Below are 19,311 nucleotides of genomic sequence, written 5' to 3' on the forward strand. Positions count from 1 at the left end.
GATTATTATGGCAAATAACACTCGCAAAAAGCACGCACACGAGCAAGTTGAGAGCTCGTTTAAAAACGTTGATTCATCTTCTGCGTATGCAACCATGCGAAAGGTGTCATTGAGCACACTTGCCACAGTTCTTACTGCAGCCACTTGCTTGGGCGGTCAGCCAATCCTCGCATCCTCTAATATTCTTCTTCCTCCAACTACAGCGGCTTTTGCGCAAGAAGTGCGTAACGCAGACCCTACTCCTTGGCTACATACGCCAAACATTCTTGAGTTCCAAAGGTATCGCTTTGCTAACAGCAATGGAACAATCGGTCAAATAGGATCCGACGGTTTGGGTGATTACAGTAATGTTACTAAAAAGTCGGATATGTATGCACACCTTGAAGAAAACAACGGTGCTAAGTATTTAGTCTTCGATGTGTTCTTTAACAACGACGGTAAAGATATGACTGGCGCTTCCAAACAACAACAGTATGTTTGGCAAATTCCTTTTGCAGTTGCTGACTTAAATAATGGTTATTACAATGGAGACACATTAAGTGATTTAAGCTTTGATTTTTATAAACGAAATGGCACTAGTCCACAAACAACAAACGCTGTTCTTTCACGCGATTTTTCATTATTCACTAAAGAAAATAGCCAGTCAAAAAATCTTAATGATCCCTTGAAAGATGATCAGCACCTTGGAAACTCTTTATACAAAATAACCTTAGGCATAAGAGGAGGAAACAGCAACAAGCAAGATTTGAGTGATACTTTCCACAATAATGCAGGCGACGGGGTTATTAGCAATGCTACAACATTGAGAGGCGTATATAGCGGCAAGAGCTACGGCATCGGCTTAAGAACTACAAACGTCGACTATGCAGTACACATGCATTGCAAAGTAAAGTTACGTCAAGGAGTCACTCTTGACGACATCCAAGATGCTTATACATGGGCAAATACAAGTACTTATGGTAGAACGACTAACTCAGCATACACCTTTATTTCTGGTCGCGAGCGCTGGACTGAACAAAATCTTAAGCGCACAAAAAGCGATAAAATCCCTCCAAAGCTGTATTTAAACGGCAAGGAGATTGACGACTCCAACAACAGCATTACCGTGTATCAGGGAGATATTCCTACAATCACTTTCGGCACATCAGATGACAGCGGAAAGGTTAATAGCTTCTCAGTTAAGGGTCTTCCTAACGGTAATGGAGATGCCACTGAAAACAGTAATGGCATGGAAGCAACTGAAGCTAAGCATCACAACCATGTTGTTAATAGAGTTAAGTTTGAATATAAGAACGGCAACACGCCAGCAAATACTGACTACACGGTTACTGTCTCTGCAACCGACGCTTCTGGAAACAAAGTAGAAAAGAAAGTTACAGTACATCTTAAAAATCTGAACCAGAAGTACAAGGCTCCAACCACTACACCGATTACTGTTGATTGGGGACATAAGGCAACTAATGAAGAATTAAAGAAACATGTTTCTAATATTGAAGGCGGTGGACAACTAGATTTCAATACTTTCCCAGAGACTAAACTACCAGATATAGCTTTTAATGGGAAAGATACTGCTACAACATCCACATCAGCAAAAGTAATATATTCAGACAATTCGTACCATATTGTTACGATTCCTGTAATTGTCAGAAAGCCGCTCGCATTGCAACACAAAAGCGAGCTGAAAGATCACGAAGTTAAAGTAAATGTTGGCGACACTCTTACTAAAACAGAAAACAAGGTTGACGCTAAGGAATATCTTGGTATAACCGATAAGAAGGTTAAAGATAACATCAAGAGTGCAGAGTGGGTTAATGGCGAGCCTTCCACAGACGTTGCAGGAAAGAGAACTTACACTGCTAAAGTCACGTTTAATGACGGCAGCACAGCGGAAGAAAAGGTTACTTTCACGGTTCGCCCTCAAAAGCCTAAGATTGAAACTGATTTGACTGGTGTTGCAGGCGTAAAGGGCAAGGAAGTTGTAGTTAATGCAGGCCCTGGCACAGCTGGAAGCACTGTAACTCTTAAGGATAACGGTAAGAATGCAATCGGCACTGGAAAAGTTGGAGCCGATGGCAAAGTTACGATTACTGTTAAAGACGGCATTCCTGCTGGAAATGTAACTGCCGTAACGTCTACAAATCCTGCAGATCCAACTAAGGAGCAGTCGGTCCAGTCGCCAGTAAGCGACCCTAAGAATGCTACTAAGGATGACAAAGCGCCAACATTAACTGGTCCTGATAGTGTTACCGTAAAAGTTGGCGAAGATCTGAAGATTCAGCTTACTGCAAAAGATGATGTAAAGATTGAGTCTATTGACACAGCAACAGCAACGATGGCTTTTGCTCGAAATGATTTCAGTAAGATGATGGCTGTCGCAGCGCGTGCAAAAACTGATTACACGAAGAATAGTGATAAGGAAAAGGTTTTCACTTATAGCTTCTCCGGCTTTAAGCCTGAAGAAGTTGGCACTTATACTCTTACGTTCTCCGCAACTGATGCTGCTGGTCACAAAACAGAAAAAACTGTGACTGTAAAAGTGGAGAAAAAAGAAGACATTAAGTCAAAGAATATTGCTGTTGACTTAGGTCACAAGCTCACCGAAAAAGACGCCGAAAAAGCTATTGCCAACGGAAGAAAGCTTAAAAAAGCAGGCGCAACCTTCAAGTGGAGCACTGAAACTGGCGGAACTCCAGACACTTCCACTGTTGGCAAGGAAAAGACTGGAAAAGTTATTGTAACTATTCCTACTAACGATCCAAAGAATCCGCGCGTTGAAACTGTTGACGTTAAGGTAACTGTTAAGGATCATAAAGAGCCTGAAGTTACGATTAAGCAAAAAGGCAATGATGGCAACTATAACAATGTTCCGATTACTGTTGATAGTTCACAAAAAGTCGTTACTAAAACAGCAACTATTACTACATACCGCGGTGATAAGAACGATATTAAGATTACTGCAACAGACAACAGTGGCAACGTTACAACTCTTACTTTAACGCCTAAAACTCCAGGAGAAACAGAAAAAGCTCCTACCGGAACTGGCACAACTACAGATCCTAAGACTTTGACGCTTGATGGCACTACTCCGCTCAACACTAAGCCTGGCGAGTATACGCGTACCTTAAAAGCGGTGGATCCTTCGGGCAATCTTAATGAAGTAACTGTTAAGTTTATTGTTAAGCCGCAATCCGACAAATATGGTGATGTTAAAGGCAGGCCTGTTACGTACAACATGGGCAGCGGCACAAAGCATCCAGATCCTAAGAGCGGTATTAATGCAGATGATCTAAAGAAACTACCTAGCGACGCTACCTACTCTTGGGCTAAGGAACCAGATTGGAATAAGCCTGGCGAGCAGAAAGATGCTAAAGTTCGCATAACATTTAAGGACGGTTCAACTAAAGACGTTACTACAACCGTTACCGTTAAGGACGATATCGCGCCTGTTATTAACACACCTAGTACCAATAAGGCAAAGAGAGCAGATACCGATAAAACACCTGAGTACTACCAGTTCAAGGTACATAATGGCAAACCGTTCAGCATTGATATCAACGCTTATGACAACAGCGGAAAGATTAAGAGTGCAACAATAGCAACATTCCCAGGTCATGACGGAAAAATCACTATTGACAATCAAAACGGGAATTCTGCAGAAAAGCCTGCGACTATTCATATTAAAGGCACTGCTCAGCGAGATGCGAATATAACCAATTCGTCAGACAATAAGTGGTCTCGTGAGCTTGTTGTTACAGACGAAGCTGGCAACGAGTCTAAGCTTAAGGTTCAGATTTCCGTATACACGGATGCTGAAGAGCATAATGCTGCTCCTAATGCTACACCAAAGAATCCTGACCAAAACGCAATTACCAACGCAATTACTATTACCAAGAAGGATGACCCGAAGAAGACCCCAATTGATAAGAAAGATTTGACTTTCACAGTTGGAAATATTCCTCAAGATGATGGTGTTCACACTGTTCCTGTAACAATTACATACCCGGATCATTCAACTACAATAGTTAATGTTCCTGTGTTGATTCATAAGGATGCTAAGGATTATGATCCAAAGGGTCAAACAGTTGAAGTTCCATGGAACACTAAGCCAGAAGAATTGACTAAGAAAATTAAGTCGTTTGGCAGTGGCAATGGCTTGAAGTGGAACGGCAACTCTCCAAAGCAAGATCCAACAGTAGAAATCGTCAACACGAAAGACGTTCCAAGCACCGATAAGCCTGGCGAGAGACAAGTACAAGTTAAAGTTACGTATAAGGATGGCTCTAGTGACGTTGCAACAGTAACTGTTAAAGTGCTGAAGCCACAAAGCGAAACTTATACGCCAGAAGGTCAAACAATTAACATTGACTACAATAAGACGCCGAATACTACCATTGAAAACAAGATTACTGGAATTGGAAACGGCAATGGCATTAAGCTAAAGCAGGGAGATAAAGAACTTACTTCTCTTCCAGAAGGCGCAAGTATTGCTATTGACGACAAAGCTAAGACTGTTCCAGATGGCACTCAGCCTGGTACTTTCGATATTCCTGTAACCATTACATATAAGGATGGTTCTAAAGATCACGCAACAGTAAAGGTTACTGTAGGAAAGCCTCAGAGTGAAACTCATACGCCAAAGGTTGACGGCGGAATCACTAAGAAGTATGGAGAAAGTGGTCCTTCTGACAGTGACATCATTACTAAAGTCACTGTTCCAAACCAACCAGACGGTACAAGAATTACGGTTGATAAAGGTCAAACACCTATCGACACTAAGACTCCTGGAACCGTAAACGTTAAGGTTACTGTTAAGTATCCTGACGGTTCTGAGGATCACGTGGAAGTTCCTGTAACAGTTGGCAATCCAGATAACGAAACCTACAAACCAGGCGCAGAAGCTATCAACAAGAAGCGTAACGAGAAAGCTCCTGATGCTGATGAAATCAAGAAGGCTGTAAAGACTTCTACAGTTAAGGACAAGACTGCTCCAAAGGAAACAAAAGTAGAACTTGTAGATCCAAAAACTCCTCTACCAACTACAGATAAGACTGGCACAACTAACGTACCTGTTAAGGTAACATACCCAGATGGTTCCAGCACTGTTGTGCAAGTGCCTGTAGTAGTTACAGACACTGATGCCACTGCGAACACTCCTGCAGTTGACCCTGTGGAAGAGCCGTATGGCACTGGTAAAGAAAAGACCAAGGAAGCTGTTAAGAAGGCTGTAACTGTTCCTGATTTTAAGCCAAAGAAGGACGGCGATAAGCCAACAGTCGCCATTACAAGCGACGATAAGGATATTCCAGACGGCACAAAGCCTGGCACTTATCACGTTAAGGTTAAGGTCACGTACCCAGATAACACAACTGATGAAGTTACTGTTGATGTGACTATTAAGAACAAGCAGTCGGATACTTTCGAGCCAAAGGTAACACCTGTTGTTAAGCCGTTTGGCAAGCAGGTTACATCTGATGATGTAACAGGCAATGTAACTGTTCCTAATTGGTCAAAAGATTCAAAGGAACAACCAAAGATTGAGTTGAACGAGCCTAACACAAAGCTTCCAGATGGTAAGACTCCTGGAAACTCTACTGTTAAGGTTAAAGTCACCTACCCAGATGGCACGACTGACATTGTTGACGTGCCAGTAACTATTAGCGATAAGCAGTCTGAACTTTACCCACCTAAGGCAGATAATCTTGAAAAAGATAATGGTCAAAAGCCTTCGGACGACGAAATTATCGGCAAAGTAAGTGTTCCTACCTGGCCAACGAACGAAACAAATAAGCCAACTTACTCTATTGCTGAGGGAGATAAGTCTAAGATCCCTACTGGAGATAAGGCTGGCAAGTTTGAAGTGCCTGTAACAGTTACGTATCCGGATGGATCAACAACTGTTATTAACGTACCTGTAACTATCAAGGCTCCGACTCCAAAACCGCAAGTTGTGACTGTGCCAAAGGGCGTGGAGCCTAAGCCAGAGGACAGCATTGCCAATAAGGATAAGTTCCCTAATGGCACTAAGTTCGAGTGGGATAACAACGGAAAACCAGACACATCTAAGGAAGGTAACAGCGTAAAAGGCAAAGTAAAGATTACTATTCCTGGATCTGATACTCCTCAAGAAGTTGAAGTAACGGTTAACGTTGTTGACCCAAGTGCATCTGAAGTCAACGTGCCACAGGGCAAGGATTTGCCAGAAGCTAAGGATGTTATTAAGGATTCTCACGATACTAGTAAGTTCCATAATGGCACTACGTTCGAGTGGAAACCTGAAGATAAACCAGATACTAACAATCCTGGCGCAAAGAATGGCAAGATTATTGTTACCCTCCCAGGTCAATCCCCTGTAGAAGTGCCTGTAACAGTGAACGTTTTGCCAAAGCCAGAAGCGAATGTTGTGAACGTGAAGGTTGGCGACAACCTTCCAGACGCATCGAAGGGTATCGCTAATAAAGATAAGTTCCCTGAGGGAACCACATTCGAGTGGAAGAAAGATGCTGCTCCAAAGACCGACAAGCCAGGCACCACTAACGGCACTGTGCTCGTTCATATTCCAGGTGTGAAAGATCCAGCGGAAGTCATAGTTACTGTGAACGTAAATCCTGCGCCTATCGCGAAGGAAACCACCGTCCCACAGAACAGCAATCCTGATCCTAAGAACAGCATTGATAACAACAACAAACTCCCTAAGGGAACCACATTCGAGTGGAAGAAAGATGCTGCTCCAAAGACCGACAAGCCAGGCACCACTAACGGCACTGTGATTGTAAAGATTCCAGGGCAAGATCCTCAAGAAGTGCCTGTAACAATTACTGTTACAGCATCGCCTGAAGGAAATGACGTAACTGTGCTGCAAAAGACTGACGGCAAGGACAACACTCCTCAGCCAAAGGATGTTATTAAGAATAACGGAGATTTGCCTGAGAATGCCAAGACTTCTTGGAAGAAGAAGCCTGATACGTCAAAGACTGGCAACCAACCAGGAATTGTGACTGTTACAGTGCCAGGCGAGCCAGATGTTGACATTCCAGTCAACGTGCTCGTTGTGCCAAATCCAGCCGGTAAAACGGTGAGCGTGCATGTTGGTGATTCTCCAAGTGCCGAAAACAGCATTGCCAATAAGGATGAGTTACCTAACGGAACCAAGTTTGCTTGGGCAACTAACGGTACGCCAGATACCAAGACAGCTGGAAACAATAAGAACGGCACTGTCGTGGTAACTATTCCAGGTATCGCAAATCCTGTGAACGTACCAGTAATAGTAAACGTTGTGGAACAGAACAAGCCATTTATTAATGGTGGCAAAGCAGAAAACACACCAGATAAGTCTGATAAGACAACTATTACTGGTAAAACTCAGCCAGGAAACACAGTAACTGTCAAAGACAATGACGGTAATACTGTTGGTACTGGAGATGCCAACAAAGACGGAAACTTCACTATCGAAATCGATAAGAAGGATCCTGGCACAACACTCAAGCTTGTTCCAAGCAAGGGTGGAGTTGATGGTGACGCAACTACTGTAACCGTCACAGCTAAGCCACAAAAGCCAACGATTACGGTACCAACCGACAACCAGAAGAACGACGGAAACGTAACTGTAACTCCGCCAACTGATGACACAACGGTTGTGAAAATTGAAATCAATGCTAAGCCAAATTCAATCAATGGTCCAGAACAGCCAGTTCGCACAATTATTACTAAGAAGGATAACGATGGTAAGTGGAAGATTGACGGAGACGCTCCAGAAGGCGTAATCGTTAATCCAGATACTGGCGTTGTTACTATTCCAACAAAGAATTTGGAAGACGGTAGCACTATTACTGCAGTATCTAAGAACAAGACGGACAAACCATCTGATCCTGCTACTGCTGTAACTGGCTTTAAGACTCCACAGATTAGTGAGCAAACGCTAAAAGACAATCCAGATGATTCTACTAAACAAATCATCACTGGAAAGACTCTTCCGGGCGCAACAGTAACTGTTACCGACAAAGATAGAAAGCAAATCGGAACTGGTACTGCAGATGCTCATGGCGACTTCACTATTACTATCGACAAGCAAAAGCCTGGTGCCATCGTCACCCTCACACCAACCAACGGTAAGGGTGATGGTGCAAAGACAGGCGATAGCGTAAATATTACTGTCAGCGGAAATATAACTAAGCCAAAGATTGACACTCCAGCCGAGGGTGGCGCTAGCGTGACGCCTGATCTCACGGATACGCGTGTGAACAAGGTTGTAGTTACTTACACTCCAGAAGGCAGTGAAACAACCGCAACGATTACTGTTGTTGCTGAAGGCGACAAGCATGAGTGGAAGATTGACGGAGACGCTCCAGAAGGCGTAACCGTTAATCCGCAAACTGGCGTTGTTACGATTCCAGCAAACAAGATTAAGCGCGGTAGCACTATTACTGCGCAATCAGAAGACAGTAGCGATAAGACTGGCAAGAGCAAGTCAGAAGTGGTAACTGCTAAAGTTGGCGAAAAGGAGCAGCCTGCACCAGAACCAGAACCAGAACCAACACCAACGCCTGCGGGTGAGCCGACTATACTCACGCCACAAGATGGTGTTGAGCAAGGTTCCGCAACTGTTACCCCACCAGCAGATGCTGATACTCTAGAAATCACGTATACTCCAGAAGGCGATACAACGACTCCTGTAACAATTACCGTGAAGAAAGATAAGAATGGTAACTGGACTATTGACGGTAACACTCCAACCGGCGTGACTGTTGATCCTAAGACTGGTAAAGTCACCATCCCTGCAACCCAAATCAAGGATGGTAGTACGATTACCGCGCAAGCCAAGAAGAATGGTCAACCATCCAACACGGCAAACGGTAAAGTCGGAAACAACCCAACCAAGAAACCAGAACCAACACCTGCACCGACCCCTGCTCCAACCCCAGAACATGAATCTGGTTCTCATGATTCTGATGAACACACTGGCAACAGTGAAAACAACAGGAATAAGAGCAATAACACTCAGTTACAAGCTCCTAAGTCTCCTGCACGTCACTCCTCCGGCCAGGTTGCGCAATCAAAGTTAACCAATACAGGCTCTGCAATTGCTGCAGCAGGCGCTGTTGCTGCACTCGCAGCCGCAATAGGTGCTGCACTCGCAGTCATTATTCGCAGGAAGAAGCGCGACTAAACGTTGGTGTTGCAACAAATATTAAAATTGAATAAATAATATACATATGCTCCGTGATAAAAGGGTTCGCGAAATTTACGACAACTCTTCAACCACGGAGCATTGTTATATCTGTAAAGCTATAGAACTGTAGGCTACAGAGGTATAAGCTACAGAGATATAGGTGCGACAAATAGATGCCGTTAAATGATCTGGGTACTGATAGCGGGTACTGGTAGCGAAATAGCATACCACTGCGATAATGACAGCGTACTACTGGCATTAGGTAATATCAGGCGACATACGCAATGCTACACGTACTAAATATGGCATACTGAACTACAGAGCTACTTACGTGATTGTTAACGCAACTCCAATCGCCTTACATTTTCCCGGCAAATGTGGTCAAATAAAGCCAGAGCGAAAACAAATGCCGTGGAATAACACAGCAAATGTTTCCACATAACGCCAAAACGACTACAAACGCCGGAGAAAATTCCCCGGCGTTTGTAAGTCAAAACCAGCTAAAGCAGCAGCTTGGCAGTAGCAGCAACTCAGCAGTAGTATCCGTTCGCGTTAAGGCGAGCTTCAGGATTAAGCAGCATCGCCTTTTCTGCTTCGTGATCGTCGTAGCGAGTGCCATCCGGAAGGCGCGTGCCATCCTTCAGCAAGTGACGATTCTCAACAGGCTCGAACAGTACAGATCGACCCATCATGCCTTCCTCAAATCGCCTCTGACCCGCAGCCAAACGCGCATTCGCCTTGGTACGCCAATTCTTAAGCACATTAACACCTGCGCTAGCAGCTACAGCAGCCTCAAAAGCACCAGGATGAACCAATGCCACAAATCCGCTAACATGACCGAAGCCGAGCGAAGTTGCGAGAGCAGCCTTCACTGCACAAGAACCTGCACCATCGCCAATGCGCATCGACTCACGCAACCAAACCATGTGGTCGTCGCGCGCAAGCTTAGGATCCACGCAGTCAAGTGATGCGTTTCCAGGGATTACGCCACTTCTAAACAGTTGAGTCAAACCGTTGATTTGGAAGATGCACGCGCCGCCCTTTGCATGTCCAGTCAGCGTCTTTTGGCTGATTACGAACAGCGGATTTCCGTCCGTGCGTCCGATTGCGTGCGCAAGAGTATTGTGCAGCTCAGATTCGTTCGGATCGTTTGCATTCGTAGACGTATCATGCTTAGAAACCACAGCAATATCGTCCGGAGTAACGCCGAGAGCTGCCAAATCACGCACGAGCTTAGACTTAGCTCCACCCATGCCCGCAGCCAAAGCACCCAAGCCCGGAGCAGGAATAGAAGTGTGAATGCCATCAGCGTAGGAGTGAATGAAACCAACCACACCAGCAACAGGCAAGCCAAGCTTCAAAGCAATATCGCCGCGCGTAACCAAAATCGTACCGCCGCCTTGTGCTTCAAGGAAGCCTCCACGTCTGCGATCGTTTGCGCGAGAGAAGAATCGTGGATTGATGCCCTTCGCATACATTTCTTCGCTATTGGCAGTTGCGTTCATATTGCCGAAGCCAACTACGGATTCCACGCCGATATCGTCAATTGCGCCAGTTACTACGAAATCAGCTTTGCCGAGAGCAATCTTGTCGACGCCTTCTTCGAGCGAAACCGCCGCAGTTGCGCATGCCGACACCGGCTGAACCATATTTCCGTAGCCGCCGATATAGGTTTGCATTACGTGAGCTGCAACAACGTTTGGAAGCGCCTCTTGCAATACGTCCGTAGGAATTTCGTGGTTAAGGAAGCGATCCAAATACAGTTTTCGCATTGAACTCATGCCGCCGAAACCGGTTCCTTGCGTGGAAGCAACCATTGACGGATGCACAGATTGCAAAATCTCCGAAGGCGTGAAACCAGCAGAAATATAAGCGTCTACAGTTGTGACAATATTCCACAGCGCAATCGTGTCAACACTTCCAACCATTGAAGCTGGAATACCCCACTTCAGCGGATCGAAGCCCTTAGGGAATTGTCCACCGACGGTTCTGGTCATTGCAGCCCTACGCGGCACGCGAATCATAGAACCTGCCTTGCGCGTAACAGTCCATTCGCCAGATTCTGCATCGCGAGCAATCTCAGTATGCGATTCGTCAAGTGCCACGTATTCGCGCGCAATTGTTTCTGTTGGAACGCTGAAACTCACGTCGTGATCGAGGAAGATTTCTGCTTCTTCTTCGTTTGCTCCATCCTTGTAATCGCCGCCCATACCGGTTTCGAATGGTCGAATACCGGAACGTGCTACTACTTCATCGCGATATTTCTCTGCAATATCTTCTTCTGGAACAAGCGTGCCGTCCGCATCATACCAGCCTGGCTTTGGCGAATCCTGCCAAGTAAGCAAGCCCATATTCCAAGCCAATTCCAGTACTGCTCCTGCAGAAAGCTCCACGGAACCGTCTTCACGAATTCCAAGTTCTGCTTCGAAACGAGTACGTCCGGAACCCCATGGTCCAAGCTCGCCAACGGAGACGATCACAATTTCGTCTTCTGGACGCGCTGTTACGTTCTTCCAATCAGCCAAGTTGACTCGCGGCTGAGTTGGCACGTAAGGAGTTGGAAGTGCTTTGTTGGTTGATTTAGCAGAAGATTCTGCAGCTTCTTCTACAGCTTCCACCGCTTCTTCCGCAACTTCAGCACGCTTCTGATCTTCCAACGCTTCTGCACGAAGCGCGTTCAAATCAAGAGGCTCCTTGCCTAATCCGCCCGTAAAATCAACATCCAAAGGCGCAATTGCTGCCTGCTCTCGCGCTTCCTTCGTGCACAAATCGAGCAAACGATCTGCCATTTCTTGCGTAGAGTAGGTAGTTAATCCGTGACGCTCAACTACAGCCACAAGCGGATCATTTCCGCCCATTAAGCCGGTTCCACGCACCCATCCAATCTTAGGATGCGCGAAAGTCACGCGATCCGACCACACGCTTTCCGCATGCGCACGGTTCACAATCGCGTCGAAAGCACTCTTGACTTCGCCGTAAGCACCGTCGCCGCCGAACATACCTCGGTTTGGAGAGCCAGGTAACACAACGTGCATACGATGTTGTACATCTGTATCTGCTCCAATCTGCGCAAATCCAGCGATTGCACGCTCCACTCCCCACAGCATTAAGCGCGATTGCGATTCAAAAAGCGAACCAGAATCAGACAAAGTACCGTGAACTGGAGGAGCTGCAAACGGGAAGAACATGCTCGGCTCATAAGCAGGCTTCAAAATAGTAGTAGTTGCGCCACTTACTTTCTTTGAAACCGTGCCAACCCACTTTACAAGCGCATCGACATCGCGATAACTAGACAAGTTTGCTGGCACAAGCCACAACTTTGCGCCCATTTGAGCGTTTTCGCGATACGCTTTCTTCGCCCAAGACTTAACGCTCGGCTTGAAACTGTGCGAAGTTGCAATAACCGTAGCTCCACCCTTAAGCAAACCCGTTACTACGCGAGCAGCAATCGAGTTAGGAGCAACGCCTGTAACTACTGCAACTTCTCCTGCAAAACGAGTTGCTTGAGCAGTATCGGCGTTGTTTTGTGCAAGTTTAGTGCGAGAATCGCGAGCAATACCATTAAATATTGTTGCAAGATTGTTTAATTCGCGAGATTTAGAAAGACTTGCAAACCACTCAGCTTCCGAAGCTACTGCTTCCCCGGCACCGAGGAAACTACCAAAATCATTTAAGATTTCAGAAACTTCATTTACCTGAATATCAACATTCTTTCCGGCATACTTGTAGTACAAGCGAGCAACGTCTTCGCGAGCCGAAGCCCAGCGGTCGTCGAAAAGAATCGCTTTTCGCTCATCAAATCGAGGAGCCACTTGCTTTGGCCAATCCGCACCTAATTCTGCTTCAACAGCAGCTACAACAGCAGCATTTTCGTCACTTTCAGTTTCTGCTTTAGGAGCTTCAACACCAAGCTTTGCTAGCACAAACTTAGCAGTTGCAGCAAGTACGCCGTCTGCGCCAACAACTTGCTGCGCAAAAGCGTCAAGAGCTGCAGAATCAACAACAGCACCACCGGCTGCGCCAGCAGCGCCAGGCCGAGAAACGCTAACGCCGTGAGCTTGTGCAACTTGCGCAATTGCTGCGTCGATTAAAGCGTCAGCTGCAGCAGTATTCTTTGCAGGATCAGTTGAAAGTTGCGCAAGATTTTCACCGCGCACGCTAGCACCTTCACGCGTTTGCAAAACCAAAGCCGCAAGCACGTGCGCACGCCAGCCTTCGCCAAGCTGCCAGACTTCCGAAATACGCTTGTCAATTTGCGCTGGCTTCACACCTGCTGCACCGAAAAGTGCACGCAAACGTTCGCGCACAATATCGGAAAGCACTGCACCAAAAGCCTTATAGCGCGGAGCAACCGAATCAACTAACTTTTTAAGCGCACTCATTGGAGCTTCTGCAGCACCGTCCACGCTAGCCACGCCAAGCTCGGAACTAATATCCATAAGAAGCTGGTTTCTGCGCGAAGATACGCCGTTTGTAAGCGTATCAGTTGTGTCAGTGTCGCCGATTTGGTCAAGACGGATTTTTGCACTATACGCAATCAGCATTGAGATTGCGTCGGATGCTTTGAATGGCAAGTCTGCTACAGGTCCGCTTGCTGCTGCGTTAGCAACTTGAGCAGAAGGAGCAGCCGCAGGAGCAGCAGAGACAACATTTGCGGCAGGAGCTGCAGGAGCAGCAGCTGCATCAGCAGTGCTACTTACTTCTTGACTATCTTCCTCAGTAAACACTTCAGGCACAAGCGAATCCGTGTCAGTCATATAAACGCGACCTTCGTCACGACCAACGTTGTAAACAGTCACTTTTTCGCCACTAAACTCCGGCAAAGCAAGAGTTTTAGCGCCAAGATTTGCCAAAGTTGGCGCGTTTCCTAAACCAACTTCAACGTACTCTTCAACGCCAAGACCGCCGCGAGCGCGATCGGCAAACATAAGAGCCTGCGTTTCAATCCAGCGAACTGGAGAAGCAAATTGCCATGAAAGAAGCTCCGTAAGAAGCAATCTACCGAGCTTTTGCTCATCCTCTGCATAAGATTTCCATGTAGTTTCATCTTCCAAAGCTGCTTCAATGCGCTCAGATGGCACAACATCCAAAATCTTTTGCGCAAATTCTCGCGTAAGCTCAAACGGGCAAGCCACGAGGTTTGGAATGTAACGGTCTACAAGCACAGAGTAATCAATATGCTTCGGCAGCAGCGAATCGAGCTTGTCGCGGAATTCCGGCACTCCCTTTCGAAGAATTCGAGAGTGGAACGGCACGTCAATTCCTGGAACAAACATGAATGGAGGCTTGCCGCCATACTCCTTAGCGCGCTTAGAAGCGTCTGCAGCCAATGCCTTCAAACCTTTAATAGTTCCAGCAATTGCGTACTGCTGACCTGCCAAGTTGTAGTTTACAATTTGCAAGAATTCGCCAGTAGCCTTGGAAATGCCCTCAACGTAAGCATTCACGCCTTCGTCTGACACTCCAAACTGGTTTGGTCGAAGCGCACCCATGCGGTAGTTCGAGCGACCTTGTGCATCGCGCTCAATCAAGTGATGCATTGTAGATCCGCGGTGGAACACCAATTCAAGCACAGTTTCGAGTGGAATAATTTGCGCGAAGGAGCTCAAAGCATTGTATTCGCCAAGCGAGTGTCCTGCAAAGTAAGCAGGCCAAATATCGCATCCTGCTTCACGCAAACGCGCGGTTTGCGCAAAGGCAACTGTTGCGAGCGCAACTTGCGTAAATTGTGTTAAGTTAAGCAATCCTTCAGGATGGTGATAAGTTACGCCGTGAGCAGTAAGCTCCTTTGGATTATCGCGCACGACTGCGAGGATTGAGAATCCAAGCTTTTCGCGAGTAAGCTTGTCTGCTCGCTCCCAAGTATCGCGCACAGCAGGCGACTTTGCGCGCTCATCCAGCGACATTCCTTGCTTTTGGATACCCTGACCTGGGTATACGAATGCTGCACGTGGAGCGCGTGTAAGCGCGCTTGCTTTAGACACGATTTGCCCATCAACTCTGCACGTAACTTCCAAAGCAAGTCCGCCGCGACGAACTTTTCCAACGCGCTCAACTGTGATTTCTACTTCGTCATCAAGCTGAACCATGCCGTACATGTTGTAGGACCAGCCAATGAGCTCGTAGCGAGCACCTTTTTCATCAACTGCTTGAGCCACATGTTGAGCTGTTGCAGAAAGCCACATACCGTGTACCAAAGGAGCAGAAAGACCGGAAATTGCAGCACCTCGCTTAGAAGTGTGGATTGGGTTGAAATCTCCAGAAGTACGCGCAAAAGCGGTCATATCGTGAGGAGCGCGAACTACTACTCTGCGCAAAGCTCTGCGAGGCGTGTCTTCAATTTCATATCCATGCAATCCTGCAGCTTCGCCATATTGCGCAGCTGGAGCAGGAAGCGCGTTGCTGAAGCTTCGTCCACGAATAGCGAAACGCTCAGTTTCGTGCGCAAGTCGCGTGCCGTCAGCTGCAGTGTGCACAACGTGAATAGTTACCACGCGTCCGGAAGCAGATTCTGCATACGGCTCAGCCCAGCCGAGCAAATTAATTCGCTTGTCGACGTACTTTTTAAAATCTTCAGCATCGACGTCAAGCTCTACTAAATGATCTAGGTGAACAGCGTTAAGCAGACCCTCAATAATCGGGTAGCCATCAACCATTACGGAACCCAAAGCTGAGTAAATAGTTGGCCAAGCAGGACCTACTAACGCGTCTGGCACAATGCGAGAAGCAAGCAATCCATCTGGAAGTCTTCCAGCAGTAGCAGACTCGTGGTCAATTCCAAGATTTCTTGAGAAAGTATAGGAAGAATGAACCAATCCAAACGGGAAATCTCTATAACCTTCTGCAAGCAAATCTTCCGGCAATTTTGCCAAACTGCCATCTTCTTTTACTGTTTCAACCTTAGGCATAGCATCAAGCACATCGCCAGTAATCGCAGTATTTCCAATACCTGCGGTTGCTGCAAGCATTTCGTACACGTGCTTTGGCAAACGTTCGCGGTCAACTACTGGTATGATTCCAGCTTGACTTGCATCAACAGTTAGCGGAATTACAATATCTCGTACCGCGTGCTTGCGTTTTGGCGAGTTTGCAGCGTTTTTTGTAGAGTGTTTTGCTTCCTGATTTTCTTGATTATCCCAGAATGTATCTAGCTTAATATCTAAATCAAGCGAAATTACGTCATTATTACTAGAAGTTACTGTAATTACGTAATTTTCGTCTCCTAAAGACGTTCCGTAAGCAGGGTTTGCAGTTACATGACCAACCCAAGAAATATTCGGGCATGCGCGCACGTAAGCTTCAACGTTTTTAGCATCAGCAATCTGACTAAAAGCAGATTTTGAAGACTTGCTCGCCGCATTTTCCTTATTTTCTGCTTCTACTCCAGTTTCCGAGCCAGATTCTGCACGATTGAGCATAGCTGCTTCAAAACGTCCCAGAATATCGGCAATCGGCTCATCCATAGTCGTAATTCCAGCCACGGAAATCGGTCCTGGAATTACACGCACAGCGTCTGCCGAGTAACGCGAATCTTCCGACTGCCAAAGCTGATCTTGACCCCACCAACGCAACAAATCGTTGTCAATAACTGGCACGAATGGCATTGGCTTAGGGTATTCGCGCACCAAAGTTGGGAACCAAGCGGCATCCATTGGCACAACGTTCATCTCGCGAGCTTGAGGCAACGCGTCAATCAGCGTATATAAAGCAGCTTGAGGGTGCTTAGAAACTTCTTCGATAGAAGGCAGAATAGAAGTAAATTCGCCTGAATCTTGATTAATTAAACGCGCTTCAATACGCTGCAACAAATGCATGTAGCGATCTACGTAAGTCGGATCCACCCAAGGGTATGCCAAATCTAGGAAACGTTGAGCAAATTGTGCGTAAGTCATGCTTTCTACGTCACCAAAATATGGTTTTGCAGTAGAGTTAAGTGCTTCGATTACTTCATCGCGACGCGCTTCAAGCTCTTCAGGATGTTTCATCATATGAACGAGCAATCGACCGCAGCGAGCAGAAGCGTTTTCTAACTCGTAAATATCTGCGTGCAAATGGCTTAAACCACTCGTCACACCGCCAATCACTTTGCCAGAAGGCACCCAACGCTCACCCAAAGGTGCGAACGAATCCTCATCAAAACCTTCAATGCTAGAAGATTTCGGCATCGCAATACCCGGAGTTTCCACAAGCATACGCTTTACTTCAGGACTTGTATGTGCTTCCTTAGCTGTCATTGCAGCTGTGCCAATCATTACAGCATCAACTGGCATATTTGGCAAACCGTATTCATTCGCCCATTCGCCAGAAATGTAGTCTGCAGCACGCTCAGGAGTGCCAATACCACCGCCTGCAACAAGCACCAAATTTTCGCACTCGCGCACTTGCGCGTAAGTTGTCATAAGCAAATCGTCAAGAGATTCCCACGAATGGTGACCACCTGCAGCACCGCCCTCAACCTGTACAATAATCGTGGCTGGAGCAACAGCCTTAGCAATTCGCACAACTTGACGAATTTGGTCAACTGTTCCAGGCTTAAACGTTACGTAAGGGAATCCATCAGCTTGTAAAGATGCTACTAATTCCTTGGCTTCGTCAAGTTCTGGAATGCCAGCAGAAATAACTACACCATCAATAGGAGCTCCCGACTGCCTCTTTTTTGGCACGATTCGCTTCGAACCAAATTGCAAATTCCACAGATAGCGATCCATAAACATGGCGTTAAATTCGATAGTTGCGCCTTCGCGAAGCTGATTTTCAAGCGACTTCATATGACGATCGAAAACTTCTGCAGTTACTTGACCGCCGCCAGCAAGCTCAGCCCAGTAGCCTGCATTTGCTGCTGCAGCAACGATTTCCGGCTCTACTGTCGTTGGTGTCATTCCTGCAAGAAGCACAGGAGCTTTGCCTGTAAGCTTGCTAAATTTGGTAAGCACTTTGCGTCCTGCAGGCGTGTTGATTACTCGAGGCGCAAAATCAGCCCAGCAGCCTGTACGCTCTGGTTCAGAAGCTGAGTCAGCTGTTGAAAGCTCAGCGCGAGAGCGCAATGTAGCAGCCTCTACGATTCCAGCGCCGGTTCCTTGCACAAGCACTCCAGTAAGCTTTCCGAGCACCTCGCTAGGACCCATGTCTAAAATCCAAAGCGAGCGCGCGTCGTTCTGCTCCAAAACTTCGCCAATTTGCGCAGCCCAATCAACAGGAGTTACAAGCACTGCATCCGCCAATTCGCGAGCAACTGTAGTGTTCAAGCCAGCCTCGCTCGCCCACTCTACTACCTGCTCAACTGCAGATTGAAGCATTGGCGAATGGAATGGCACTGTAACATCCAAATATTCAGCAACTGGCGCAAATACAGCTCCACCGCGAACTTTCATTTCGCGCAATTTTTTCGAACGCTTTGTTTCTTTTTGCGCTTCGTTTGCAACAGCTTCCATATCTTCCGGGTATCCTGCAATAACCACGTGATTGTAAGCGTTTTTAACAGCAATTGACACTTCACCGCGCGTGCGCTCTACGCGTGAAATTAACGCTTCTGCCTGCTTTTTAGTAACTCCTTTAAGTGACAGCATTGGCGTGTGCTCGCCGTCACCAGTAATTTCAAGCATTCGAGATTCACGATCTCCTGCAGCTCCAATTAAGTAGGCAATTGCAAGTAATTCTTCGATTTGCGCGCGAGCTTTTTGCCAAGACTTTGCTTTTATGCGAGCTTTTACCATTTCTGCTGCGATTACGCCTTGAGAATGACCCAAAACTGCGCACGGCTTGTTTACTTCAAAGTTGTATCCAAGATTTGTTAAGTCGCGCACTGCACCGAACTGTGCAAGCGTAATTCCAGGCACACTAAGAAGCGCGTTTGCAGCGTTAATATGCTTATTTTCTAGCGCGTCAAACACGTTTATGTCGCCGCCTGCATTTGCTAAAAGCTCAGAATAAATTGGCGATAGCAAAGCTTTTGCGCCTACTTCGTACTCGTGAAGTTCTGCGTTTAATTCTTCGTCTGAACCAAGCTCGCGCAAAGCTTCAACCCACGGAGTTGACTGACCTGCAAACACGAGTGCGTGCGGATTATTAGCGAGTTGGTCGAAAAAGTATGTTGTCATGATGTTTCCTTCTCGTTGATTTGGATAAGTTTTATAAATTCTGTAAGT

General features: G+C 46.5%; 2 protein-coding genes. One reads left to right on the forward strand and one right to left on the reverse strand.

Going from position 1 to position 19,311, the window contains the following annotated elements:
- The first annotated feature begins 7 nt into the window (after window positions 1-7).
- Window positions 8-9,163 carry a Rib/alpha-like domain-containing protein gene (locus HXT37_RS06115; protein WP_421779453.1) on the forward strand — a complete coding sequence of 3,052 codons (9,156 nt, stop codon included), beginning with the start codon at window positions 8-10 and terminating at the stop codon, window positions 9,161-9,163.
- Between the two features lie 533 nt (window positions 9,164-9,696).
- On the opposite strand, the gene HXT37_RS06120 is transcribed toward HXT37_RS06115, so the two are convergent.
- The gene (locus tag HXT37_RS06120) at window positions 9,697-19,263 is read right to left on the reverse strand and encodes a fatty acid synthase subunit beta domain-containing protein (RefSeq protein ID WP_421779455.1); all 9,567 of its coding nucleotides are present in this window, start codon (window positions 19,261-19,263) and stop codon (window positions 9,697-9,699) included.
- Between the last annotated feature and the right edge of the window lie 48 nt (window positions 19,264-19,311).

Origin of the sequence: Gardnerella sp. DNF01151 (genome assembly GCF_049244235.1) — a bacterium.
In the GTDB taxonomy this organism is placed as follows: Bacteria; Actinomycetota; Actinomycetes; order Actinomycetales; family Bifidobacteriaceae; genus Bifidobacterium; species Bifidobacterium swidsinskii.

What these genes read in the sequence shown, in the direction of transcription:
- HXT37_RS06115 (WP_421779453.1), top strand. Translation starts at nt 8, where the DNA reads ATGGCAAATAACACTCGCAAAAAGCACGCACACGAGCAAGTTGAGAGC.
- HXT37_RS06120 (WP_421779455.1), bottom strand. Translation starts at nt 19,263, where the DNA reads ATGACAACATACTTTTTCGACCAACTCGCTAATAATCCGCACGCACTC.